At 41.6% G+C, this 26750-nt stretch carries 13 protein-coding genes; 1 reads left to right on the forward strand and 12 read right to left on the reverse strand.

Annotation, left to right across the window (positions count from 1 at the left end; genetic code table 11):
* Positions 1–148: 148 nt before the first annotated feature.
* The gene (locus K6V26_RS18585; protein ID WP_007655146.1) at positions 149–412 is read left to right on the forward strand and encodes a tetratricopeptide repeat protein; all 264 of its coding nucleotides are present in this window, start codon (positions 149–151) and stop codon (positions 410–412) included.
* Between the two features lie 81 nt (positions 413–493).
* On the opposite strand, the gene K6V26_RS18590 is transcribed toward K6V26_RS18585, so the two are convergent.
* The 12 genes from K6V26_RS18590 to K6V26_RS18645 form a co-directional block, all read right to left on the reverse strand.
* A complete protein-coding gene (locus K6V26_RS18590; protein ID WP_048315184.1) occupies positions 494–1537 on the reverse strand; it encodes an alpha-L-fucosidase in 1044 nt (347 codons plus the stop codon).
* A gap of 95 nt (positions 1538–1632) precedes the next feature.
* A complete protein-coding gene (locus K6V26_RS18595) occupies positions 1633–2238 on the reverse strand; it encodes a porin family protein (protein ID WP_048315182.1) in 606 nt (201 codons plus the stop codon).
* Positions 2239–2376: 138 nt separating this feature from the next.
* The gene (locus K6V26_RS18600) at positions 2377–3981 is read right to left on the reverse strand and encodes a PQQ-binding-like beta-propeller repeat protein (protein WP_046145427.1); all 1605 of its coding nucleotides are present in this window, start codon (positions 3979–3981) and stop codon (positions 2377–2379) included.
* 179 nt (positions 3982–4160) lie between these two features.
* Entirely contained in the window at positions 4161–4973 is an 813-nt protein-coding gene (gene nagB / locus K6V26_RS18605; RefSeq protein ID WP_048315180.1) for a glucosamine-6-phosphate deaminase, read from the reverse strand.
* 145 nt (positions 4974–5118) lie between these two features.
* A complete protein-coding gene (locus K6V26_RS18610) occupies positions 5119–6315 on the reverse strand; it encodes an FprA family A-type flavoprotein (RefSeq protein ID WP_010801875.1) in 1197 nt (398 codons plus the stop codon).
* Positions 6316–6325: 10 nt separating this feature from the next.
* Positions 6326–7174 carry a prolipoprotein diacylglyceryl transferase gene (gene lgt / locus K6V26_RS18615; protein ID WP_010801874.1) on the reverse strand — a complete coding sequence of 283 codons (849 nt, stop codon included), beginning with the start codon at positions 7172–7174 and terminating at the stop codon, positions 6326–6328.
* A gap of 10 nt (positions 7175–7184) precedes the next feature.
* Positions 7185–8081 (reverse strand): diaminopimelate dehydrogenase, encoded by an 897-nt coding sequence (locus K6V26_RS18620; protein ID WP_048315177.1) that lies wholly within the window; start codon positions 8079–8081, stop codon positions 7185–7187.
* 186 nt (positions 8082–8267) lie between these two features.
* On the reverse strand, positions 8268–9242 hold the full coding sequence (locus tag K6V26_RS18625) for a T9SS type A sorting domain-containing protein (RefSeq protein WP_046145431.1): 975 nt from the start codon (positions 9240–9242) through the stop codon (positions 8268–8270).
* Between the two features lie 10 nt (positions 9243–9252).
* Entirely contained in the window at positions 9253–9537 is a 285-nt protein-coding gene (locus tag K6V26_RS18630; protein WP_046145432.1) for an HU family DNA-binding protein, read from the reverse strand.
* Between the two features lie 133 nt (positions 9538–9670).
* Positions 9671–13393, reverse strand: coding sequence for an MBG domain-containing protein (locus tag K6V26_RS18635; RefSeq protein WP_224263534.1), 3723 nt, complete (start codon positions 13391–13393; stop codon positions 9671–9673).
* A 23-nt stretch (positions 13394–13416) separates the two neighbouring features.
* Positions 13417–21252 (reverse strand): MBG domain-containing protein, encoded by a 7836-nt coding sequence (locus tag K6V26_RS18640; RefSeq protein WP_224263535.1) that lies wholly within the window; start codon positions 21250–21252, stop codon positions 13417–13419.
* A gap of 453 nt (positions 21253–21705) precedes the next feature.
* Positions 21706–26703 (reverse strand): DUF6383 domain-containing protein, encoded by a 4998-nt coding sequence (locus K6V26_RS18645; RefSeq protein ID WP_224263536.1) that lies wholly within the window; start codon positions 26701–26703, stop codon positions 21706–21708.
* Between the last annotated feature and the right edge of the window lie 47 nt (positions 26704–26750).

Here is a 26750-nt window from a genome sequence, read left to right on the forward strand (position 1 = left end):
TCACTTTTTAGAAATCGAGTGCAAACATACACAAATAATTAACGTAACCGTACATCAGTAACAAAAAAACAGTTTTTTAAACCGTGATTATTATGTATGTAACCTCTTCAGAATTATCTTTGTCCGTAAAATATCACATTATTTTAATATGGAAACTATCAGACAACTTATCAACGATAATAAAACAGACGAAGCACTCCATTTGTTGGACGAGTACATCAAAAAAAATGATTCAGACGATGAAGCGTATTATCTGCGCGGAAACGTATACCGCAAGATGGGCGATATTCGCCAGGCACTCAACAACTACCTCATGGCTATCGAATTAAACCCCGACAGCCCGGCACAAACCGCCTATAATGCCCAGATCAAAATATTAGATTTTTATAACAAAGATATGTATAATCACTAAGAGACAATTTATAAGTGCAAAGTAATGCATATCACAACTGTGTTTCTTTTGTTTCACAGAAACCGGTCGGTGCTATTATTTCTACATCTGAATCTTTTTCCGTAGTTCCTTTAACAATGTAACATCGGCATCCCGTATCTTTCCTTCCCGGTTTGGCGGGCAGTTCAGGATCAGGATATTGTCGTTCTTTGTGCACTGGTGGTACAGACCGGTTAACTCTTCTACCGTCTTATACTTTTTATCAGTTGTATTGTAGAACCAACGTTCACTTATACAGATAGTAGATTCCCAGGGCATATAATATAATTTGCCGTCATGCGAGAAGAGTTTCGGATCATTATCGGCGGGCAGGTACGGATCACCCAAACGGAAGTCACTCGGGAAATAACGGATCGGATAACCTTCTTTCTGATTTTCCGGTAATACGGGATGAGCATCCGGATTTTCGGGCAGGCCGATTGTCCAGTTTATACCGATCTGGCATTCCGGTTCCCTTGATTTGATTGTCTGATATATCTCTCTTGCAGGCCAGCGCTCATGTTCTTTCTCCCATCCCCCGTCAAACCAGAACTCGACGATATGAGTATATGGCTGTACGATATCGATCAGCTCATTCAGTTGTTTAATCATATATTCGTTGTAGGCTGCATCCAGAGTTTTATCCTTTACATCTGCATTCACCTTACGGTCCCACAATGAATAATACAAGCCCAGGCCTATATCATATTTTTTGCAAGCCTTGGCTACCTCTTCTATCACATTCGTTTTATTCCCCGAATTAGCCACATCATATTCGGTGTATTTGCTATCCCAAAGACAGAAGCCTTCATGATGTTTGGCTACCAATATGACATATTTCATGCCGGCATCTTTGGCTGTTTTGATCCATTGATCGGCATCGATAGCTGTAGGGCGATAAGAAGAAGCCGGCTTTGAGCCATCCGTCCATTCCTGATCATGGAATGTATTAATACCAAAATGAATAAACATCCCATACTTCCGGGCAATCTGTTTCTGTTGTGCCGAACTGGGCTGGTTAGACGGGACAGGTAAAATCAGATCCTGCCCATAGCCTAATTGTAAGGACAAGGCTAAAAATAAAATCGTTACAAAAGAATATTTCATGGCAATAGTATTTATTACCACAAAAATAATAGATCTTTTACATATAATAATAGCCGGATTTCGACCTAAAGTTTGCAAAATCCGGCATAAATTAGTTAGAAGCGCCAGCCAAGGTTAAACTGGAGGACACCGTTACGGCTCTTTTCACCTTCCATGCCACTACCTCCGGGTAATGCGGCGAACTTATCTGCATTGATAGTATTCGCCAACCCAATATTATAACTTAATGAAAACAGTAAGCCCATAGAAGATTGATAGCCTGCTCCTATTATGATTGCAAAATCAACGGATTTAAATAAATCACTCCCTTCACTGGTAGAAACAGAAGTACCCGATTTAGAATACTTTAATTTTGACGATACCTTGAAACCTAATTGTGGCCCGGCAAATAAATTAAAACCTTCATAAACATAACCTTTAAATAAAACAGGAATATTCAAATAATCATTCTTTATCTTTAAACCAGAAGATTCACCTTTCCCTTTTGCACCCTGCATCGAATAAAATATACCCGGTTCAATAGCAAAATTATTAGTCATCATCACTTCGCCGGCTACCCCGATATTCAAACCGGGTTTCATACTACCATCAGAGTTTGTCATATTGGCAAAATTCAAACCGATCTTCGGGATAAAATGAAATTCTTGTGCACTCACCTGAAATGCCACGAAAAGAAGTAATAAACATGCAATCTTTTTCATACTACAAATTGTTTTAGATATTAAACACAAATTCTATCTCAATAAACATAAACGATTCTACTCCTGCAATGTCTGTTTTCACTCATAAACACGGACCAAAGATAAATACTAAAATTAAATTACAAACATTTTCACTTATTATATTACCGGATCTTCAATAATCCGCTCGGGGAATAACTCTTTCAAGCTTATTTCCAAAAGTTTAGTTCTTTCTTCATTCAACGTAAACACTCTATCCTTTATCACAAACAAATCGAACGGAATATATAATTCCGCTATTTTCTTTCTATTGAAATCAATCAGATATTGAGCTCTTCCCCGGCTGATAATAGAATAACCATCCCAGTTCAGATCCGAAAAAAACAAACTTTCAGGCTGATAAGTGCGAATAACCTCCATCTGCTCATCGATCTCTAAAATCTCATACCGATCATTATAAACGAAGCATGATGCAGAATCGGACGGTGTGATCCGGTTAAAAGAAATACTATCTGCATTTTCCATATAAAATGAATTATACACAAACCCCTGTAATTTTCCGTTGTTTTTCTCATCCCAAGACGAAACTTCTATTTCCGAACTATCTGATAACTGGCAAAAGGAGATTCCATCATCAAACAATAAATATAATGTATTCCGCTCCCCTTTCAGACAAGCGTCTTCAATCCTGTCTTTTTTCTTTGTCAGTTGATTCAGATATATATTTTTCCCGGTATTTTTATCGAAGCAGGCAATGAAAGGCCTTCCGATATTGACTTCCATCATCTTTTTTTCATATACAGAAGGTAAATCCCGCAAGTTAGTACGATAGCCTGATCCATAATTGATCATGTACAACCTCTCACCATAATCAAACAGTTGCGAGTGGGATGTCAGATCTTCCGGAAGGGGATATCCCCATTTCATTTTCAGCTGGTTATCCAGACATAGTAATTGTGTGCGATTGGCAAAATAAAACAAGGTATCATCTCTCAACACATTCGAAGTCAGTTCCACGACCGCATTAACTCCAGCACCAATCGGGACTGCACTAAAGCCGGTTAAAACGCCGGTCAGTACACCCAAAGCACCCAATGCCACCGCTCCCGTATAATTCGTTGTTCCGGTTATCATCGGATAACTCTCTCCCGATCCATTATTAATATTAACCAGGTGCATCCCGTCAGAAACGATCAGCCTTGTCGAATCATCAACCAGTCCGTGATAATTCCAGCCATATGTATGGGGAACTTCCCGAGTCCACAAAAGTTCTCCGGAATTCATCTCATAACATTCCAGTTTTTTCGAAGCCCCGTTTTTGTAAGCCCACAATTTATTGTCCTCACGATCCAATATATAAGGTAGGATTTTTTTATTCCATTTCGATCCCCCTGTCTGCAAATCCAGCAAAGAACTTTTCACTCCTTTCGAATTGAATAAAACACCTTCGGGAAGCAATGCAAACTGATCTGTCATATAATTCATCTTTCTTTTCCACAACTCCTTTCCTGCTGGAAAATCAATAACAACCAGTTCACCTTTGTTCTTATAAGATTGTTCGTTTTTGGTCAGATACCCTATTTTCACCATAAAAAAAGTACCGGTTGTATCCATCTTATAATCCCGTATCCTTCCGTCAAATTCAAAACTACGGGCCTTCAGCTCCTTTCCTTCCGTTGTTAATCCCACCACAACCTGATTCTGAGCAGAAATTGGCAGAGCAAGAATCAACAAACAAACGAATAAATACAACATCCTTTTCATGATACACTCCTAAGTTTAATTAATAAATACCAGTCGGTTCTCCGAACAAAACAATTATATAAACGCATTTATTCCAAAACTATTGCTAATCAAAGGAGAATTAACACATACAAAAACAAAAAAACCGGAAAGAATTCCCTTCCGGTTTTTGTTTTTCTTAGCAAAATAAAACTCAACAATTACTTCAGCAAGCTGCAAGGACAAAGATTATCTTTTTCGATATCTTTAAAGTAGTTATATGTACCTACTTTTATTTCAGCACAAGCTGCTTCGTCAGCTACGATGATACCTTTCGGATGCATCTGCAAAGCAGTAATTGTCCACATCTGGTTGATCGAGCCTTCAACAGCCTGTTGCAAAGCGCGAGCCTTGTTGTGACCGTTTACCATGATCAGCACTTCTTTCGCATCCAATACCGTACCGACACCTACTGTTACAGAAGTCTTCGGAACCTTGTTTACATCGTTGTCGAAGAAACGTGAGTTAGCGATGATCGTATCTGTAGTCAGTGACTTAACACGTGTACGTGAAGCCAATGACGAGCCCGGTTCGTTGAATGCGATATGGCCGTCAGGGCCGATACCACCCAGGAACAGGTCTACACCGCCTACAGCTTTCATTTTGGCTTCATAGGCAGCACATTCAGCTTCCAGATCAGGAGCGTTACCGTTCAGGATATTTACATTCTCCGGCTTGATGTCTACATGGCTGAAGAAGTTATTCCACATGAATGAATGATAGCTTTCAGGATGATCTTTCGGCAATCCTACATATTCATCCATATTGAAAGTGATGATATTCTGGAAGGAGATGACACCTTGCTTGTTCAGTTCAATCAGGTTCTTGTACATACCCAGCGGAGATGATCCGGTAGGAAGGCCCAGAACAAATGGCTTTTCAGCTGTCGGATTCGCTTTCTTAATCTTCGCAGCTACATAGTTGGCAGCCCACTTCGAGAGTTGCTCGTAATCTGGTTCAATAATTAGTCTCATAACAAGTGTTTTTAATTGAAAATTGAAAATTGAAAATTGAAAATTACAGGAACTTCCAATATCAACAGACAATCTTCTGTGTTTATTAATTAGATCTTTCGTTAATAATATTCTCTACATGACGAAAACCGGTCCTTTCAAATTTTCAGTTCTCAATTTTCAATTTGTTAGCCATAGCTTCTCCCAAAGCCCAGCATTCTTCATACTTATCGGCTTTCAGACCTTGTTTTTGCTCCACAGGAGTACCAACAGTTTCCCATTTCATCTTTTCTCCGAAAGCGGTTAGGCGTTTTACAGCCGCACCAGCCCAGGTGAACGAACCAAAATAGCCATACAGGCGGTTTTTCACTTCGCGCATCTCGATCTTGCTCAGGATGGCTTCCACTTCTGGAAACAGACTGTTTGAATAGGTCGGACTGCCGATAATGACGCCTTTGTATTTGAATACATCTTTCAGGATATACGAAGCCGGACTCTTGCTGACATTATGCAACACAATGTTCTTTACACCGTTTGCCGACAAAGAGGAAGCGATCGCTTCCGCCATCTGCTCCGTATTTCCATACATGCTGCCATAAATAACGACAACACCATCCTCCCCTTCATAACGGCTCAGACGGTCATATATTTCAATTGCCTTGTGAGCATATTTGCGCCATACCGGACCATGTGTCGAACAGATCGTGTTGATCTCCAGGGCCGACAGTTTCTGCAAAGCACGCTGTACCGGATTACCGTATTTGCCGACGATATTGGAATAATAACGGATCATCTCTTCCCAGTAATGATCCACATTCATCTCCTCATCGATCACCCCACCGTCCAACGTTCCGTACGTTCCGAAAGCATCGGCAGAGAACAGCAACTTATCCGTTGAATCGTAAGTCACCATTACTTCCGGCCAGTGCACCATCGGAGCCATGTAGAAAGAAAGCTGGTGGCGGCCGATATTCAGCGTATCGCCTTCTTTCACTTCGTAAAGCCCGGTCGTTATATTATGATAGCCGTCCAGCATACCGAATGTCTGCTTGTTACCGATAATCTGCACATCAGGATATTGCTGGCGCAACAGGCGGATACTACCGGCATGGTCGGGTTCCATATGGTTCACGACCAGATAATCGAGCGTACGTCCGTCCAGCGCATCCGCTATTTTTTTCAAAAAGATATCAGAATAGCAAACGTCTACTGTATCGATCAATACAGTCTTTTCGTCTACGATCAAATACGAATTATAAGAAACGCCGTACGGAAGCGGCCACATATTTTCGAAGAGGGCCTTCTGACGGTCGTTTACTCCTACATAATATACCTTATCTGCTATTTCTTTTAATTTGTACATTTTATACTTTTTACTTTTTTATTTTTAGCTCTTCATAGTTATTCGGCTTCCTTGTGAGCGCCCTCCAGACAAACCAGCAACCTGCCAGCACGAACGGAATACTGAGCCACTGGCCCATATTCAGGACCATGTTATCTTCAAACGCTTCCTGATTATTTTTCAGGAATTCGATAAAGATACGCGAGCCGAATATACAAATCATAAAGACCCCGAAAATAAGACCTTCCCGCTTCCACTCCTTTTTGATAAAGTAAAGCCACATGCATATACCGAATGTAACCAGGTAGCATAATGCCTCGTACAGCTGTGTCGGATGGCTGGGAACGGTAAAGACAGGCTCTGCCCCCATTTTCCAGGCATGCAGGTTCTCGATGAAACGGAAACCCCACGGAAGATCGGTCGGATGACCGTATATCTCATGGTTCATCAGGTTTCCCAAACGGATCATAGCTGCCACCAGTCCGGTCGGAACAACCAGTTTATCGAATGTCCAAAGCATGCTTTTATGCGTGATACGCCTGGAATAAAAATAGATCGCGATGACGATACCCAGCGTACCGCCATGGCTCGCCAGTCCGCCTTCCCAGACCTTGAAAATCTCTATTGGATTAGCCAGGTAATATCCGGGATCATAAAAGAGGCAATGTCCCAGACGGGCGCCGACCACAGTACCCACCATGGTATAAATCAGCAGGGAATCGATCCATGCAGGAGGAAGTTTTTCATTTTTCCACATACGGCTTACAATGGAATAACCAATCCAGAAACCGATAGCAAAAGCAAGTCCGTACCAGCGAATTTCGCGTGAACCTATGGAAAAGATGGCGGGGTCAGCCGTCCAGGTAATAAAATCGAGCATAATTTATGTATTAAACAAGTCGTTTAATCAAGTCTTCTCTATCGCCGCAGATCATATCGATCACCGGCAATTCGATCATAGTGTAAGCACCCGGCTGCTGTTTGAAGCTTGCACGGGCAACGGCTACCAGGATCTGGGCAGTAAGAGCCGGGTTGTTGATCTTCATGTCGAATTCAACTAACTGGTTCTGGGTCTTGCCTGATACACCTTTGCGGACCAGGTTCACACCGTGTCCCATATCCAGCAGGTTGTCGACACATTCCACCTGCATTACGTGTGTTTCGTCGTGTGCGAAATAATCGTCAGCCTTGATTGCGGCAGCTACCTGCTTGAAATCGTAACCGTCTTTTACTTCGATATAAACCATACGGCGGTGAACGCCTGTTCCCATCGGAATTGTCATGGACAAAGCAGCCTTGACACCTTCGATCGCTTTCACGGCAACCGTATGTCCCATACTCATCCCCGGGCCGAAGTTTGTATAAGTGATACCTTTCGGCACCATTGCTTCCAGCAGGGCGCGAACAACAGAGTCGCTTCCCGGATCCCATCCGGCAGAAATAACGGCAACCGTATTATGTGCTTTGGCTACAGCATCCAGCGAACGGCGCAGGTCTACGATACCTCCATGGATATCAAAGCTATCTACCGTATTGATGCCTAATGAAAGAATTTCTTTTGCGTATGTCTCTACACTACGGGTAGGAGTTGCAAGAACAGCAACGTCTACTTTATCTAACTTAGTGATACTGTCAGTCACAGTATAAGCTTTCAGTTCGTCCGGTACGTCATTCGGATTACGACGTACAACACCTGCCACTTCAAAATCAGGAGCGACTTCCAGGGCCTCTAACACATACTTTCCAATGTTGCCATAACCAACGATGGCGGCTCTAATTTTCTTCATACTTTAGTTTTTACTTTTCAACCAACCGCAAAGTTAATTATTTATGGCGAAAATCCATCCGTACACTATTAAGAAATCCTTATTACAAACAAATCAAGCTCGAATCTCATAGATGTATTTACATACAATCCACGAAACCCGAGCTACAACCTTTTTATAATGATATGAAAAAAACAGATTACATTTTTAACGAATCTGAAACTTTTGCGTTTCTACTCCTTGTTCCCCTTCAATTCTCAACAGATAAACCCCTGCGGAGAGAAAAGAGAAAGTAGTTGTTTTTTCCGGTCGGACAGAACTACAAACCAGCCTTCCATCCATTGTATAGACAGCTAGATTCCTATAACTCCCATCAAGATACAGTATTTTGTCGATAACGGAAAAACGATCGGATAACAGATTAATCTTTTCTGTCGATACCGGATCTTTATACACCAGTTCCACACTTTGTACCGACAAAGTATTATACTCCTTTATCTTCTTTCGGTCGCCACGATAATCAGCTGCAGAAAGAATAACATTCATCTTTTCAGGTGTTTCATCCGATAAATAATCAATCGGTATGGAAATACGCGTCCAATCGGATAAAGTACCCTTTATTTCATATTCAGCCCTCCCGATCAGCGTTACAGAACCATGTTCAGCCAATATATCCCGGTCATTATCTATCAACTCTTTGTTATCCGGACCATAGGACACACTTGTCCCTTTCCAAAGATAAAAGATAATCCAACCGGTTTCCTCCGCTACTACTTTACGTTTGAACACGCCCACGAGAGAATCCGGACGGTGCGTGAATTCAAGGCCTCCGGTCGTACCTCCGTCACTTTGAGATATATTCGATACATTCGCATAGACCCACGGAGTTCCCAAAGATATATAAGCCGGTGCATTCGAACCTATACCCAACAGACCTACAAAACGATTGGTCAATAACACGGAACCATCCGGATTACAAGTTACCAACTCTTTTTTTACTCCCAGCTGATTGACATTCGAGGCTTTCCATCCGGCAGGCTGTTTACCGACTCCGTTATAACCAGTTACCCACTCTGCCGAAAAATCTCCATTGGGAATGGATTGGGCACCAAGAGAACCGCAAAACACATAGTCATTGACAATCAAAAGGAAGCAAATAAATTTAAGTAGATTCTTTCTCATTATTTTAATTCTATTTATCCGCTTCATTCAAAGCTTCCAGTAAAAATTTTCCAGGCCTGAATTTTGCACTCACACGAGGCTCTATCCAACAAGGTACACCCGTTTTCGGATTGCGGGCAGCACGCCCGATTTGTTTCCAAGAACTAAATGTTCCAAATCCCTGTAACTCCAACGGTCTATTCTGTTGTAACTCTTCCGTCAAAATATCTTGAAATACTTTTACAAATTGTTTTGCCTCTACCTGGGTTATAGACATACGTTCGGATATTTCTTTAACAAACTCTCTCTTTACCATATTTTCCGTATATTTTATTATAGACTCTATTTTTCAAAAGAGATGTTCTACAAAAGATCGCTATCTCCACAGAACATCTCTTCCATTAATTAACCTCTAAATATATTCCTTAATTACAGAATAATCGGATTATTTACTTTTTCATAATACGTACTGTTTTCGCTTCACCGCTTTCAAGTACGATCTGTACCAGATGGTAACCTTTGCTCAATTCGCTCAGGTTGATCAACGATTCCGGTTTTTCGATCGACTTAACCAAACGGCCGGAAGCATCGAATACACGGATCATAGCCACCGGACTGTCGGATGTTACAGACGTTTCGTTTTCAACAAATGTCGGATACAATCCTACACTTTGCAGAGCGATGCTTTCGTTGGCGACAGTCGATGTTACGTTGAATGTTACAGAATCGTTAGCAGCCAGATAGTTCTTCTCTTCCGGTATCGAGATGTACAATTTTGTTACACCTTGATGCTTACCGGTAATCCAAACACCTTCTTCTACAACCTTCACGGCTGCTACCGTATCATGCTGCATTGTGTAAGCGATTGTTGCAGGCGAAACAGCTTCGGCAGTCAACAAAATACTGTCGCCACCAGCAAGGGTTGTTCCGGCTATATCCCATGCCAGACCGGCATCGGCCTTAGCTATATAAAGTTTACCCGGAACCAAGGTTACAGAATAGTCGCCTTCTCCTACTCCGACACAATCGACGATCAAATCGTATTCGCCGGCATCCTCCGGATCTACCTTTGCTTTCACGGTGTAGATATCATTCAATGTTTCAGGATCTACCGCTCCATTCGGGCCGGTTATTGTCAGGGTGAACGGCGGTATTTCTTCTCCATAAACCGTATGGATCGTATCAGCCTTAATAGTTAATCCGGACTTAGTAACCTTTAGTAAACCAGTTTTCGTTACAAGCGTATAATTCTCACCCGGATCACCACCTTCTACATATAAGGTATATTCTCCTGCGCCGGTTATGTCGCTAGCCACTTTTACCTTCGGTTCTTTGCCTGCCTTGAAGCCGTCGTTTCCGATAAATCCGCTAACCGTATAAGCAAACGATTCAGGAATTGCTTCACCATAAGCGATTGTTTCATCTACCGGTGTTACAACCACTTCGCCGGCACTAATCTTCATTGTTTCTTTACGAATGAACAAGTTGCTTTCTCCCTTTCCTTCTTCCAGATAGATCGACACATTGTATGTACCGGCTTTTACCGGCAGATCGGTATCACCATTATACAATACATAATGAGGATATTCATTCAGACCTTTCAGATCAGTTATTTTTACATCAGCTTCCTTGGCCGTTCCGTCATAAACGAAGCTCATGTCACCCAATACCACATTGTAATCAGCTTCATTTTTCAGACGAATGACCTTGTAAACCACAGATTTCGTTACTTCGTCATAACCGGCAAGACCATGATAGCTGGCAGTAATCGTTACGCCGTCATTATCTGTTAATGCTTTGGCAAACAGATAGCAATAATCACCCACTTTCTCAATTTGAATCTTTGCCGGATCGGATGATACAAAATCTATCTGAGCACCCTCAGCTATTATATTCTGATCCTTCTTCACTTTTGCATCCAGCTTGATTTTATCGCCTACAATCAGGTCGACGGTCAACGGGTTCCATTCCAAGACCAAAGAATTATCCGGAATTACTTGATATAAAGCTTTTCCTTCAATTGTGATCGCATAGTTGGTATTTTCCTTATTGATATCACGGATGCCTGTCAATTCGTAAATGCCTACCGGCAATACGCTCGGCTGATCGGCTATTTCCAGATTCTTGATACGATTGCCTTCAGCAACGGTCGCAACCAAATCCAAGTTCTTAGCTGACTCATCCAGTTTGAAACCGGTATAAGTGATAAACTCTTTCTGAATTTCCACATCATTAAAGTCAGGCACTGCCGCACCGAACGTACGTTGAATTGTACCCAGTTTGATCTTCAAGTCAGCCTTGGCCACTTCCAGACGAATACTGTCGTTCGTTTTAGCATTATCAGTCAATAACGAATACTTAAGACTGTAATTACGATCCATTGCTTTAAACTTCGGAGTAACGGTGTTATCCACAGTCACCAGCTTAATCTGTAACGTATCGATATAACTACCAGCACACAATGTACTGTCGGCAGCCTGTTTTTTGATAACCAACTGTGGCATTACATCAATCAGCTCGAAAGCTTTCTTATTGGTCGATATCTGATATGCAGCATCGAAACTAGCCAAACCACGTTGCTTTTCAGCATTGTTTGCTTCAAAAGTCCAGGTTGTGTCTTGCTTTGTTTCTCCGTAAATGCGATCTACTACCACTTTCTGGAAGTCCAACGGACGCTGATTGATCTTCAATGTGCCGTCAACGACCTTAAAGGCATAGTTTTTGGAAGAAATCTTATCTGCATTACCGACCTTGGCAACATACAGACTGTCCTCTATCTGATTCGGTTTTTCACGTTTCAGGTTCACATCGGTCTTTTCCGTTACAGCATTGCCTTCATAATCCAGATAGGATACAACCGGAGCAACCGTGAAACCTTTGTCAGCCTCATTTTCAGCAGAAATATAATCTTTTGCAACAGGTGCAGCCGTGGTGAATGTGTAAGAAGGAGAAGAAGAACCAGCTGATTCTTTACGTTTTGTCAACCAAAAGTAACCATCAGGATTCTTCTCACCATAAACTTTTTGCATTACGCTCACTTTCTTTCCTTCTATTTCAACCTGAGCATCAGAAGGGAATACAGTTACGGTAATCGTATCCTTTTCGACTACATAGTTGGCGGGGGCTATCGCTTGCACGTCATAGTTAGCCAAACGCCAATAAACCTTGGCAGTATCAGCTTGGGTTGCCAATTGATAGCTGTATGTACCGACATCACTCTTTACTTTTCCTAGTCCGGCAGAAACTGCGGTATGAATAACATTCAATTCATCAGAGAAAAACAAATCACTTAATGTTTGATCATTCTTCAATGTCCCGGAGGTAACCAACAGTTCTTCACCTTTGATTTTAGCGATATTCTTATCGTCATACAAACGACTGCTATCCGGCAATGCCAATGACAGCAGAGCTTTCTTGATTGCCATCTTCGCCTGCTTTTGTTCCCAAGAATAATTGTCTACAGTACCGGCTGCCAATGTTACATAAACTTCCTGACCGGCAGCAGTATTCACGTCACCTCCAAATGTAACAGCCAACTCGTTTTCACCTGCGAAAATAGTAGCAGCATCATCACCGGCAGCTAAACCTTCAATCGTAAAGTCTGCCAATGAATAAACAGGATTGGGATCTCCGTAGAAACGAACAGTATCACGCGGGGTGATAGTCAATTCAGCCCGTGTTACCGGAATAGTACGTTCCAAAGTAGCCGTAGCCTCTTTGCTTAACTTATATACAACAGGAGATCCATAAAGCTCCGTAACCGACAGATAACAATCCAAAGCATCTTGCAGAGCAGTTTCTACCAATTGTAATTTCACTCCATCCTTAACAGTCGGAGTGGCGGAAAATTTCATAATATCCTTAAAAGATTTGCCACTCTTAAATTTATTTTGGTAATTCTTCATCAACTGATGACTACCGGTATTCCCAGCCAGTGCCCACATGTACTTCAAAGATGTTTCATTAAATGTGCTTACCGCCATGTAATCCTCGAATGCCGTTCCATAAACCATCGAAGGCAATGCCCCTGAATTCGTAAAGCTCACATACACCGTATCCGGAACACCAGTTGCCTCTTGTGCATGTACCACACTACCTCCTGAAACAAGTATCAGGGAAAGCAGCATGAGCTGCTTTCCTGATGTTATTATTGATTTAATATTCTTTATCATACTAAATTTATTTTACAGGTTACTTACTTCTTAATCAACTTCACGCTCTTGAAAGTGCCATCTTCCAACGTTACGTTCAGCAGATAGAAGCCACTTCCGAAGTTTGACAAATTGATTACAGACTCAGGTTTATTGAAGACTTTCAACAATACACCTGCATAAGACACCAATTCTACACGTTTGATGGCAGAAGGAGCGGTTACCGTTACATTGGTCGTGAATACGGTCGGATAAACTTCGATATGATCGGATACGACTATCGTCTCATTATCCACACTTTCATAAGCATTTCCTATGGCAAATGTTACTTCCACAGGTTCTGCACCCCAATAATTCGTATTCCCGTTCTGAATAGCTTTCACTTTCACCAAACCGTCAGATACCAATGTCAGGATCCAATTATCGCCTATCTGGTTCACATAAGCTACCGCGTCATTGTCGGATACATAAGAAACCGGTAACTTACTTGATGCCACTGCCGTCAACGGAATGTTACGCTGTTCCACCTTGTATGATGTTTCCGGATTCCAACTGATCTTCTGCGATGCCGGTACTACCACATACTTACCTTCCTTATAAGCCACCTCATAATTCGTTGACTTATGATTGTCGGCAAACACGATCGGATAAGTTCCTGCATCAGCACCCTTCGTTACCGTCGAACTGATACGCGGAGCAAAGCCCAGGTTCTTGATGGTTTCACCATTAACAAGACCGTCTAACTGATAAGTCAGTTCTGCCAAGTCCTCTCCATAAACGCTTTCCTTATCATCGGCGATAATTGTCAGCGGAGCCTTGTTGATAACTAATTCGCCTGAAATATAAGATACCTTATAGTTCTTTCCGAAATCCTGTACGGAATACGGAGTCAATTTATAAGTTCCGGCATTTCCCTTATAAGCCTCGGCACGTACTACCGGCATCTTATCGGCATCAAAATCTTCACCGCCCAGGAAGTCACTCTTATCATAATCATATGCTTTCGAGTAGTCTGGTACAGTCTTTCCATACGTTGTTGCGAAACTGCGAGCCTTCACTTCCACTACACGCGGAGCGATGATCATCTTATTCTTGGCTTCGTAAACAAACGTTGTTGCACCTACTTCTGCTTTTACAATCACTTTATAAACACCAGCATCCACCGGAGCATTCTGATCGGACGGATAAACGGTAGACGCAGTTTGGTCACCTTCATAGAAAACTTTGTAATCTACCTCTTTACCATCCTTATCAGCAACCTTTACTGTTACGGCACGCGGAGTACCGTCATAAACAGATGTCACATTCGATACGATGATATTTACATTCGCAGCTTCACCTTCCGGAGTAACCACTGTGACCGTACCGGTTACAGGCTCGGCATCCATATAAGTTGTTTCATCGCCATCGGCATAAACCGTAATGTTTACAGGACCGTCCAACGTGCGGATCTTTCCTTCAATCACCATCTTACCGTTCTCGTTCTGATACAATACGACGCGTTCGCGATCATTATTGGTCAGTTCGTAACGCAAGCCGGTGATCGACAGTCTATTATCGTCAGCAGACGTTACGGCTGCAGACAATTCAACATGTTCACCTACGGCTATTGTCAGGTTGCGCTGATCTTCCGGCCAAACGATTACCCGTTTAATCTTATCGATCGACAAGTTACCTGTCACATAAGTAACATGATAGTTCTTGGCTGTCGGCTTCTGAGTGAAATAAATATCCCAGGTACCACGAGAATCCACGGTTGCATCTGTTGCCACCGCCGGTAAGAAATCTCCATCGAATACATCATCCAAGCTCTGGTATTCATTATTCTTCAGGCCTTCGTAAGCAATTGTCAGTTCCGGATTAGCCACACCGTATACACGGTTCTTGTCTTCGGCTGTCACCGTCAAATCTGCTTTACGGATTTCCAAGCTGTCTAATACTATAGTCACACCCCCCATATCGAAGTTAGTAAGCAAACCACCCATAGAAGCTATTGCATCGGAGGTAAAGCGTACTTCATATTTGCCTGCATTTGTCTTCTTGTTGAAGCTTGCCCAGTCAATCCAGTCAACACGGCCTTCGGCTGTGTTCAGGATGGTGCTGATCTCGTCTACCAACATCTGATCCACTGTATCGTCGGCCGGTGTTACTGCCACGGCTACGTCACCATCCACAGGATCTTCGCCATATTCGCGGGAAGCAGAAACGTTCAACTGTACAGCATCTGCCATCGGGACAGGAGAAACCGTTACAATCGCACTTTCCGTACCGGCCTCGAACACGACACCTGTCACAGGTACAAATGCACCGCTGACAACTCCTGCGGCTGCGCTGGTTTGGATTGTATAATCACCCACAGGTGAATAAGCCGCAAACACGTCAGCATCGGCCGGATCTGTCGTAACAAAGAGATTTTCAAGGTCATAGTCAGCAACCAAAGTGGCGGCGTTCAACTTCGGTGTCGTCGCAAATGCCAACTTCGGCTTTAAAGATGAAACGCCTGACTGCCCATAGACTTTTCTATATGCAGCTTTTGCTGGGGTAACCGTCACGATTGCCGGGGTAACCGTCAATGTTGCCAAAGTCGTATTCAAATTGATATCGAAATCTCCGACAGCAGACTTCAGGCGCGGAACCTCTGTTCCTCCTTTTACCACCTGCAGGGAGTAAGTCCCTGAAGTCAAATTTGCCTGAACATAAGTATTTAATACAACTTTCAATGACTTGTCTTGTACAACAATCTCATTTTTTGTATCCACCAATGCCCAGTTCAGATAATCGTTATTGAAATACATTTTCCAACGTTCCAAAGTCAATGTCTTCTTGACTTCATCGGAAATAGCCAACAAGTCATATCCGTAATTCCCGGATATCCAATTTATAGATAATGAATATTCCGGTTTGCCATCTTTTATTTCCCAAGTACCGGCAATAGACCGGTTCGCTTCAGAGAAACCTACAGTAACCGGATATTCCACAATCTGCAAACCACCTTTAACGATAACACTGCCATCCGTTGTTGTTTCCACCTCACAACCTAACGCATCATATTTAAAGGTATAATTATCCGATTTCAAAATCACCTTATAATCGTATACTCCGGCAATCGGCGTGGCATTCTTTGTTTGTGCTCCATCGTCACCCAGCAAAACAACAGCCTGAATTTCCGCAGCAGCCAACTTTTTATTCAATGCCGGAATATCGGTCAGCTTTATTTGGTTTTCTATTTCAGACAAGGTCTTACCATAAACAAAGACAGCTTTCGCTTGATCCTCCGGTTTGATTTCGTCAGGTGTATTCAATAAATATGTAGGTAATTTAACTGTTAAAGACTTTTGTGCTACAATTACAGAAGATGGCATAGATTTTCCACCCGCTTCGATGTTATAAGTGAAGTTAGCCGGGGCATCATTCATCTTTATCACATATCCGTACGTACCTGCAGCAATCGGATCATTGGCTTCACCCGTACATGCAGCATCTTTCAATGTCACAGTAAAGATATCTCCAGGATTGGCAAAGTCGGCATATTGATCGAAGATTCTTGCATTCATAGCCAAGAACTCTTCAAGAATCTTGCTTTCCATTACCTTTTTCTTCTGTTCATACTTGAACGTTATATCGGTAGGGAATTCAAACTCCAATTTAACCTTCTTTACAACCAGCCTGCCGGTAACCGATGCGATATCCACATTTTCCGTCACGATCGGTTTAAACGTCAATGTATAATCATATTTGCCGGCAGGTACAGGACTATCGGCAGTCAATTCAACAGAGAAACTACCTCTAGGCTGAATACCTGTTGCAGCAACCAATCTGAACAACTCTGTATTTGCGGCATCACTAAGCACAGCATCCTTGATTTGCGCCTTCACTACAGCTAATGTATTAGCATCGTCATAATCAATTGTAACAACCGGCAATACAGGAGTCACTGCATTTTTGGTAATCGTTCCGGAAAGAAGCACATTCCAAGTCTGACCGGGAACTTCTTCCGTCACTTTCATGTTTGCCTGTGGTTTAAGAGTCAAGGTATAGTAGTTCTTGAAATAAGGATTCGTCAACACCACTTGATATCCATACAAGTCGGAAACCTTCAAATATTCATCCTCCGGAATCAATTCGGCTGTACCTCCGGCATCTACTTGTGTCTGGTTACGAATAATATTCACCTTTACTCCCCAAGTTTCCAAGTCCGGTTTTACGAAGTTTGCAACCGTCGACGTGACATGCTTATTCAAGAAATCAAGGATCAAACGGGCATAATGACCGGCAGTATAACCGAAATTTTCATTCAGATATGTCAATTCCGTTTCTATATCCATCGGAATTTCAATCAAGGTAATACCTCCGTTATCCAAAAGCGTTATAGAAGTCGCATAAAGAAGTTGGAATCCTGTTGCAGCCTTTGCCGAATTCACCGTTCTTAAAGTTGTGCCATCTGCACCTTTTACCGTGATTGTACGGTATTTGGTAGTAGGAGCAAAGTACACCCTATATCCATCCCCTTCAATGGCAACACGTAGAATACACTTGCCTTTCAGATCCGGATTATTCAACAGAATATCTGCCATGATATGTTGCGCCATCAATTCATCCGACGCACCTTCTTTCTTAAATTTATACGTTTTCAAGTTTACGGTAAGATCCGCACGCGGATTGATCGTGACAGCTATTTGAGGAGATAGCGGATAAGTTTCTGCCACTTCCTCTCCATTCACTGTCACCTTCGAATAATCCACAAACAAATCCGATTTAAACTTGACCTGATATTGCATTGTTCCTCCTTCCGGTACACTCAGGTCAGAAGAGGTAATTTCTTCGATATAAGAGGCCAAAAGAACACTTGGATTGTTATAAACCAAATCACGTTTGATCAGTTCCAATATTTGAGAAACCTCGTCAGTCTCGCCCACTATATAATCAAATTCATATGTCGGGAAGTCAAATTCAGCCACCGGACGAGCGTTTAATTGAATACCATTCTTTACTGTTACATAAATATAAGTAGCATCCGAATTATCAATCGTCACGTCTGCATCTACCTTTCCGGCATATAGTTCTTCAAGTACGCCAGATTTCTTTGCAACTCTAACCTTATAACCGTAAACAGCTTCCGACTCGGACACTGTTTTCACAGCTGTGCCGGTTTTATCAAGCAATGTCACCTGGATTTTATCCGTAAGAGCCAAAACCCCGCCATTCAGTTGGTACAGTTTATCACTTACCAAAGAGGTGATTGCAGCCGGTTTCATGTCTTTCACATAATCAACCGGAATATTCTTCGGAGAAGTAAAGGCATGCTCTACCGGTAAAACAGTCACAAAACGAATTGCCTCATTAAACGTACACGTTACGCCATCGGCGGCAACCTTCAATTTATTGGATACCGAACTTTGTGTCTGGTAAGTTATTTTATAATCGGCCAGTTTATGGGTTGCACCCTCTTTTAATGTTATAGTATAAGAGAGATAACCTTCACTTGTTAAAGGAGCTTCGGTTGTCACTTGCGGAGTAAAGCTATAAACCGTTTCTAAACCGGAATTAGCATTATTCACTGCATCCAACACTTTTTTCTCCAATTCCGCTTTCGTTGTGATCGTACCGATCTTTATCGGAGTTGAAATAAAGTCAGGCAAAACGACTTTTATTTCCGCTTTGGTCGCAGTTACGGCATTCTTCAGGTCATATCCGTTTATAGACGTATTGGCAGACAGTTTTCCACTTACAGAAGCTTCCGTCTGAGTTCCCGGCTTATAATTTTCATTCAATATGACACGATAACTATACGTTTTGCCTGATTCTAAAACGCCTTTTGTCAACTTTTGCGTAAACGTTTCATCCGAATAGAGTTCGATACCGTTCTTAGCCAGTATGGCTGCTGTTCCGTCTGCCGATTGTATGGCTGCTCTTATCGCAGCAATAACCCGGTTGACAGCAGTTCCTTCAGCCAACAAGCCGTCGCCACCTTCTGTAAACACAGGAAGTTTGGTTTTTCCGATTGCTTTTGGCGTAATTGTAAGAACACCTGTCGATGTAAACGATGCGCGCCCGTCGGTCTCTACCTTCTTTGTACCGCCTGTTACATTCACTGAGGAGTAGTCATAAATCTCACTTGCCGGGAAATAAACTTTTACATTATATTTACCCACAGGCAACACTGTTTTACCCGTTTCATAAAGAGTCTCTTTTCCGTCTTTAACGAAATAGACCGAGCAATCTTCTATTCCGGTTATACCATTTACTTTCGTGAATGTTATTTGAGACTCAATACCGCTTAATGGAGTACCATAAGTATAGGAAGACCAAGAACCAAAACTTATTGATGCAGCAGACTGATCAACCTTTTTTACCGTAATCTTATCAGAAACAGTAAAAGCAGACTTTTCATTCAATTTTATTTCTTTGATTTCTGCCGTAGAAGATTCAGGGAAAGCAATCTTCAAATCCTTCCGAGCACGTACGTCGAATGTATACGAATAAGTACCGGCTCCCAAAGGATAAGCAGGAGTACCTGTAATTTGTATGTTCTCGAAATAAATATCATCCTTCAAAGCCTGATTCTTCTTTGACAAGCCAGACAGAATAGCCTGTTTCAAAGCATCTTCATTTTGTATCTGATTACTTACCGTCGTATAATTGGCAGAGAAAACAGAGCCACTCAGCACCGATTTGATTACGATACTGTTGCCGACTTTCACAGATTCTTTTCCTGTTGCTTCTATTCTGAAAGGAGTTATGGTAGCCCCCAAAGATTCAGAATTAGATCTTTCGATATTAACAACATAGCCTTCCGAATTTACAGTTACATCAAAGAGATAACTATAATCTGCTGCAACAAGATCTCCGCTTTGAACCGATCCGGCTTTGAGAATCCGAACATTCGATACGGTTATATTTGTCGAATGCGCACTCGGTATTGTCTTCTCAATCTCTGCTGCAATGAAATCACCCAAAGTCGCAACATTGGCATTCGATTCTTTCTCATAAAAGCTTAACATTTCCTTTGCCGGAACCTTCAGCGTAACAACCGTCTTATCAGTCACAACGATAGAACCCGACACTTCGACTTCTGCGTTAGTTTGACCAGGTTCTACTGAAGTTGGAGCCGCTACCCCGTCCGCACGGGCAAAACTTGCTTTAATACCTGCGGGAGTAGATAATTTAAATTTATAGGTATACGTTCCAGCAATAAGAGTAGTGCTAGAAACATCACCTGTACCACTATGCAATGTAACATCACTCGCTGTTAATCCGCTTATATCCCCAATTGAGGCAAATAATTTCGCCAGAATATCATTCTTCAATGTTGCGACTGTAGCGTTACCATCTGTCACAGAAAATGTATACAGAGGTAAATCTATCTTTTTCGTTACAGAAGAGATGGAACCTGCGGTTTGAGTCGTTGTTGGATTAGGGAGCTCATAAAAATCTTTAAACGATGTAACTTTTCCATCAACTCCTAAACGGAGAATATAGCGTTTAGTTATCCCGAATGAATAAGCCTTTATCTTTACATCAACCGCTGATACAACATTTCCGGTAGGTTGTACCAAGGAAAAGTCTGTAGATGTCGTATTTGAAAGTTTTAATTTACCCTTTGCATCTTCAAAGGAACTATTTTTTAACTGGTCACCGCCACCATCCACAAAGGCAGCAAAATCGCCTACCCCGGTGGCATTTGATCCATAAACAGTAAAAAAATCACTTTTTATAACATCCGCACTTGTCCCATACGGAATTTCCGTTGTTCCATGAGGCAAGTCTTTGAACACAATCACATACCGATCAACAGCCATCGCCTGCGTCACGACTCCCAACAACAATAATGCAAACAAAAGTAGTCTTCTGCTTACATCCCTAAAGTATATTTTTCCCATACTTTTAAGTATTTCATTTATAATGTTTTCCATTCATAATTAAATTGATTAGATGCTGTGATTTTTGGGTTGAGTTTTTTTCATTAGATGATTTCAACGTCGGTCTCAGTATCCATCAAAATATTGCTTGTACAAGGCGTTCATTATGTTTAATACGAACGTCTGCAGACCATGCCGGGACACTCCCGACAGCTATTTCAAAGCATATATGCTTTCATTTTTATCCTTTTAGGAAAGAAGGCCCTAGCCGTAAAATTAACCTTACTACCAGGGCCTCTTTTTTTCCTTGTTCTTGCTTCACAGCAATACTAATAGGATGAACTTTATTTCATTACTTTAGTATTAATATAACCACTCGTTCCCCCATCGCGGGTTACTTAATGGTTCTCCCCGCTGGGAGAACCATTGCGCAGCTTTCACTATTATTAATATCCCTCTATTAGGATTTCTTTATTACTTAACCATTGCTTTCAGCACTGTGCCGTCTTCCAATGTTACTACTACCATACCTGCAGAAGCCGGGAATGTAGCATTGTCGGAAGAGATCACTGTGTTGGCAATTACCTGACCCAGTACGTTAGCTACTACCGCTTTCTTACCACCTGCGTTCAGGATCGTTACCTGACCCTTGCCGCCGATAGCAGTGATTGCCGTAGCATCGATGCTTTCGTTGCCAACAGGATTTGAAGGATCAGCATTATCGAAGTAGATATCCCCCGTAGAGGTTGCAGTCTTAGATGTTGCGAAATCCAAGTAGTCTACCGACGGAATCATCTGGTTTGCATCACCTACACACTTGTTGTATGCCTGTACACGTACAGTGTAAGCAGTCTGCGGGATCAGGTTATGAACCTGGATAGATGTTGATGTCGGTGCGATGTCGAATGATTCTTCGCCGTCGAAGTTGATATCATCCTGCCATTCGTAATAAGCAGTAGGCAATGAGCCGACTTCTGTTCTCCAGTCACCTGTATAGAATTCACCATTGTTGATCGGCATCGGGCTAACCGGTTTTCTAACCATCCATGTTTCAGGAGTATCGAACAGATAAATATCGATCTGATGTTTGTCTGTCTGGAATCCTTCCATCAAACGGATAGTGTATTTGATCGGATTAGTTACATCTGTCGTCAGATCCATGTCATTCATCTGGTGAGCGATCGGAGCATAAGACCACTTTCTGTCGATCGGATCCAAGTTACCCTGGATGCTGAAGTTGTCAACACCTACGATAGATGTTTCTTTCTTGACAACACCATCTTCTTTGTATTCTTTGGTAACTTCCAACCAGTAGTTAACCTGATTGTCACGGTGGATTACACTACCTGTAGCGTTGAACAACTCAACCCAGATAGTCCTGCTTTCTTTGTCGGCACGAACTTCAGAGATAAATACATCTTCAGAAGTGAACTTCGGAGTGAAGCGACCTACGGCAACTTTGTAATATTCAGCACCCGGAACAGCTTCCCAGTTGAATTTAGCATCGCTACCACCAATTTCACCATATGTCGGTTCTTTGATAGTCGGATTAGCCAAACCTGCAGTAAATGCTACACCCAAATCTTTGTTTACATCGCAAACAGCAGCCAAAGAAATAACATTTTCTACGTCACACAAGTCTTCTACATTCGGAGTAGCACGAAGATCGATCTTAGCAACTACGTCACCACGCATTACATCTTTAACAAGATCGTCCTTACCACCTTTGAAAACATAGTCCAGAGACCCGTCTTCCATGTTACCATTCATAGCCAAAGCCAAAGATTGTTCACGAACATTCAATTCTTTTGTTTTAGCTGTACCGAATGTGAACATATCAGAGTTGCTGATCAAATTAATCTTCTGTTCTATCTTGTTTTCAGACTCGATAGTAGACGTTCCGTAATGAGGCAGGTCACGACCCTGAATATAGATTACAGAATCTTTCATATCGCCTGCATTTACTACACCAAACTGGAAGTTTTCGATCTTCTTCTTACCTTCAGCGTCAGAACTGTACCATACTTCCGGTACTTTAACGTCACCCTTGATCTTAGCAGTCAAAGTATCGTTGATATTGATACCGTAAGGAGCAAAGAAACCAAGATTCAACCATTTCTTATCATCTACTTTCAATGTTCTTTCATAATCATTCAAATCATAGAAGCGAACACGGTTTGCGATTTCGTTAGAACGCTGTTGCGGAGCCAACTGAATTGTATCCTTGGCATAATAGCGTGCCCACATGCCCTTTGCAGAACCTGTATTGATCGTATCGATGCTCATAGCAATGCCATCACGGTCAACCGGATCGAATGCAACATTCACGGCGATCAAAACTTCACCGTACTTATTCGGATTGATCTGAACCTTACCGTTTACTGAATCAATTGTACTGTAAACAACACCGTTCAAGTCAGCCAATTCAACAAATGAGTACTTATATGCAGTAGACTTGTTAGAGAAAGTAGTCATGTCAACCGGATCCATCACGTTGATACCGGCAATGATAAACTGACCTGTATATTCCGGATAGCAAGTATTCACATAACGAGTCTGGTAATCTTTAGTGAATGCTTCACGATAGATTCCTTTGATAGTAGCACCATGTTCAACCGGGCTGAACTGGTTCAGAATGAACGGATAGAAACTGTTATAAGAACCTTCTCTTACATCTGCGTTCATAGTAGTAACCAAACCGGCATCGGTTGTACCTACAGTGTAGAATTCATTGAATCCCTTCACGTCTGCAGTCTTGATACCGAACTGAGCGATATGGTCGAATACATTAGGCAGACCCGGGCAACAACCTTGGATCAGATCCCAAATGATCGCTTTGTCGTTCCTGTCGTTGAACGGCATATAAACAACTTTCATTTCCAGACCTTCGTTCTTAATACGGTTAACCAAAGCCACATCGTCCAAATCAACTTCGAAATACAATGTATCTGTTACGGCAGTACCTTTCAGTTTACCATATACACCATTTACATCTTTAGCCATAGTCTTAACCGGATTGCTAATGTTGTTAGACAACCAGTAAGCCTTGTCATATTCTTTTTCACCGGCAGTGAACAGGAATGCATTTGTATGATACAAAGCATCATCAGTGCTTTCGTTCTTAGAGAACTGTTCTTTGAATACCTTGATTGTGGCAGTTGTACCACCGGCAACGTCAGGTTTCAAACCTGTAGCCTTGATGTATACAGTATGAGGTCTTGACTCGAAACGAACAGTACTTGTTTCATCATACGGAGAGAAGAACAGATCCAATCTGTCTTTATCTTTCACGTTAGCCAAAACCGGAGTTACAATACCCATAGCATGACTCAACAGATCATCACTTTCGAAGTTATACCATACGAATGTATTAGTACCGCTGATCCAGATCGGACCTTCGTAAACAGCACCTGCCTTACCATCCATCAAATCCTGAGCGGAATAAGTATATTTGGCATTTGTCTCCAATGTTTTAGAATTCTTGTCATATCTTGATGTTGCAGTTTTATATGTCAATGCAGGAGCGATTGTATATTTTTCACGAACATACAATGATTCATCGTCATCTACATTTACATCACCACGAGAATAACGGAAGATTGCATTGATACTAACGATGTTTTCTTCAATATTACCAGCACAATCAATAACAGGCATATCATCTGTATGTGATCCTATCACCGGAGCATCAGGAACCTGGCATGTTGCACAGAACTGGTTAAACCATTCTACATAATCCTTATAAGAATGACCATTAACCTTCATCGGCAAATAACGACCCGGAACATAAGTAGAATCAAGTCCATTCACTGTTTGTGCATTTTTATATACGATCTTCCAACCAACCAGATTCACATCGTCATCATAACGATCTGTTGCTAGTTCGTAAGCTTTCGTACGATTTGCCAAAGTAATTTCACCCCAATGGATTTCATCTAAATCTTTTTCACCTCTTGAGTTGAAATACGGCAGATTCTTGAATGAAATTTCTGCAGTCTTATAATCCTTATATTCATCGAAGTTCAAGTCGTTCACTTCGTTGTATGTAGGAATAGAAGAACCACTTAAAACGAATCTTGCTGTATCAGAAGCTTCAGCTGTTGTTGTAGCCCAGATGTAGCTATCAGCCTTAAATTCGGCAACTTCTTGCGGAGCAAAATAGAAATCAAATGTAGCATTAGAAATACAATCTCTATCATCAACTCCATCCTTTTGAACAAAATATTCACGAGGTATACGATAAATAACTTCATCTGATACTCCAGGAGTACCTTTTACAATAAAACCATCCAAAGAAATAGCATCACCAACTTTTGTGAAATCTTCAGAATTAGAAGCAGTCATATTATCAACGATAAACGGGTACTTAACGTGCAGTTCATAATATGCCAGTTCTTGCTGTATTTCCTTATCTGCATCAACTAAGCCATCACGATCCTCTACATCATCAAATGTAGCTGTATACTTATTGTTTGCTTCACCTTTTTTATACAACGTATTCCAAAACTCAACAGTCGTTGTAAATGTTGCTTTGTTACAAGAAGTATTACGGCCGGCACCTGCCTCAAATACAGTAGTTTCACCTTCAATTTCCACATCAGGACGATTGAAAGCGATACGTGCATTACGGAATACAGTCAATGGTTCTGTATCTTTTGTTTTATCGACTGTAGATTCCAATGTTTTATCCGGTACAGATCGAGTGCTCTCAAACATGATTACAATAATCTTGTTATCCAAGTCACCTTGCTTCAAAACACCGCCATCAGATATTTGAAGAATGTTTCTCCAAGCATGTTTTGCACCAATCTGATGATTTTCGGCAGTAAAGATAGGCTTTTCCTGTACTGGGTTAGAAAGATATTTTCCAGCCAGATCATATATATAAACATTGTAAGACCAATCAATAGAACGATTGACAAGCTCTTTATTTCCATAAGCTGCCATATCAATATCAATACCCTCTACACCAATTAGTCCTTTTGTACTATAGGTAAAATCCACACGAGCTTTAGCTTTTGTATTCTGATAAATACCTAAACAAGCCTTCTCTGTTTCATCTACAAAAGTAAAAGTAGAAGCAGTGTTCATTTTCTCATGGTTCTTGATTTCATCATAAGCCATGGTCAAATGTTGTCCGTCAAAAGGTAATTGTTCCGTTTCTTCCATATTCAGGAATGAAGCATACACACCAGCCATCAATTTTGCATCCTTCATGTTTGCGAAGTCGATTACTGAGTAATAATTTCCATACTCAGCACCTTCAATTGCTGCATGCGTGTGAATGTTTACTTTCTCAATCGGTTTCAACTGAGTTGCCCCAATAGACGGTGTCTCAAAATGTTCCCGGGTGTCATACCAAGGAGCTCTTGTTCTCGCTACTTGAGGCAACATATTCGCGAACGAAAATCCTGCCACCCCCAGAGCACCTAAGAGGACTATTCCTCCCTTTTTCAAAGTACTTTTTTTCATGTGTAATACAATTAATTAATAAAAACTGTTATTTAATTCTCTATAAA

It is taken from the genome of Parabacteroides goldsteinii, from assembly GCF_020091425.1.
GTDB lineage: Bacteria > Bacteroidota > Bacteroidia > Bacteroidales > Tannerellaceae > Parabacteroides > Parabacteroides goldsteinii.

Excerpts from the sequence above, each read along its gene's own strand:
- K6V26_RS18600 (WP_046145427.1), bottom strand. The coding sequence starts at position 3,981 with ATGAAAAGGATGTTGTATTTATTCGTTTGTTTGTTGATTCTTGCTCTG.
- K6V26_RS18625 (WP_046145431.1), bottom strand. The coding sequence starts at position 9,242 with ATGAGAAAGAATCTACTTAAATTTATTTGCTTCCTTTTGATTGTCAAT.
- lgt (WP_010801874.1), bottom strand. The coding sequence starts at position 7,174 with ATGCTCGATTTTATTACCTGGACGGCTGACCCCGCCATCTTTTCCATA.
- K6V26_RS18585 (WP_007655146.1), top strand. The coding sequence starts at position 149 with ATGGAAACTATCAGACAACTTATCAACGATAATAAAACAGACGAAGCA.
- K6V26_RS18645 (WP_224263536.1), bottom strand. The coding sequence starts at position 26,703 with ATGAAAAAAAGTACTTTGAAAAAGGGAGGAATAGTCCTCTTAGGTGCT.
- nagB (WP_048315180.1), bottom strand. The coding sequence starts at position 4,973 with ATGAGACTAATTATTGAACCAGATTACGAGCAACTCTCGAAGTGGGCT.
- K6V26_RS18610 (WP_010801875.1), bottom strand. The coding sequence starts at position 6,315 with ATGTACAAATTAAAAGAAATAGCAGATAAGGTATATTATGTAGGAGTA.
- K6V26_RS18630 (WP_046145432.1), bottom strand. The coding sequence starts at position 9,537 with ATGGTAAAGAGAGAGTTTGTTAAAGAAATATCCGAACGTATGTCTATA.
- K6V26_RS18590 (WP_048315184.1), bottom strand. The coding sequence starts at position 1,537 with ATGAAATATTCTTTTGTAACGATTTTATTTTTAGCCTTGTCCTTACAA.
- K6V26_RS18620 (WP_048315177.1), bottom strand. The coding sequence starts at position 8,081 with ATGAAGAAAATTAGAGCCGCCATCGTTGGTTATGGCAACATTGGAAAG.
- K6V26_RS18635 (WP_224263534.1), bottom strand. The coding sequence starts at position 13,393 with ATGATAAAGAATATTAAATCAATAATAACATCAGGAAAGCAGCTCATG.
- K6V26_RS18640 (WP_224263535.1), bottom strand. The coding sequence starts at position 21,252 with ATGGGAAAAATATACTTTAGGGATGTAAGCAGAAGACTACTTTTGTTT.
- K6V26_RS18595 (WP_048315182.1), bottom strand. The coding sequence starts at position 2,238 with ATGAAAAAGATTGCATGTTTATTACTTCTTTTCGTGGCATTTCAGGTG.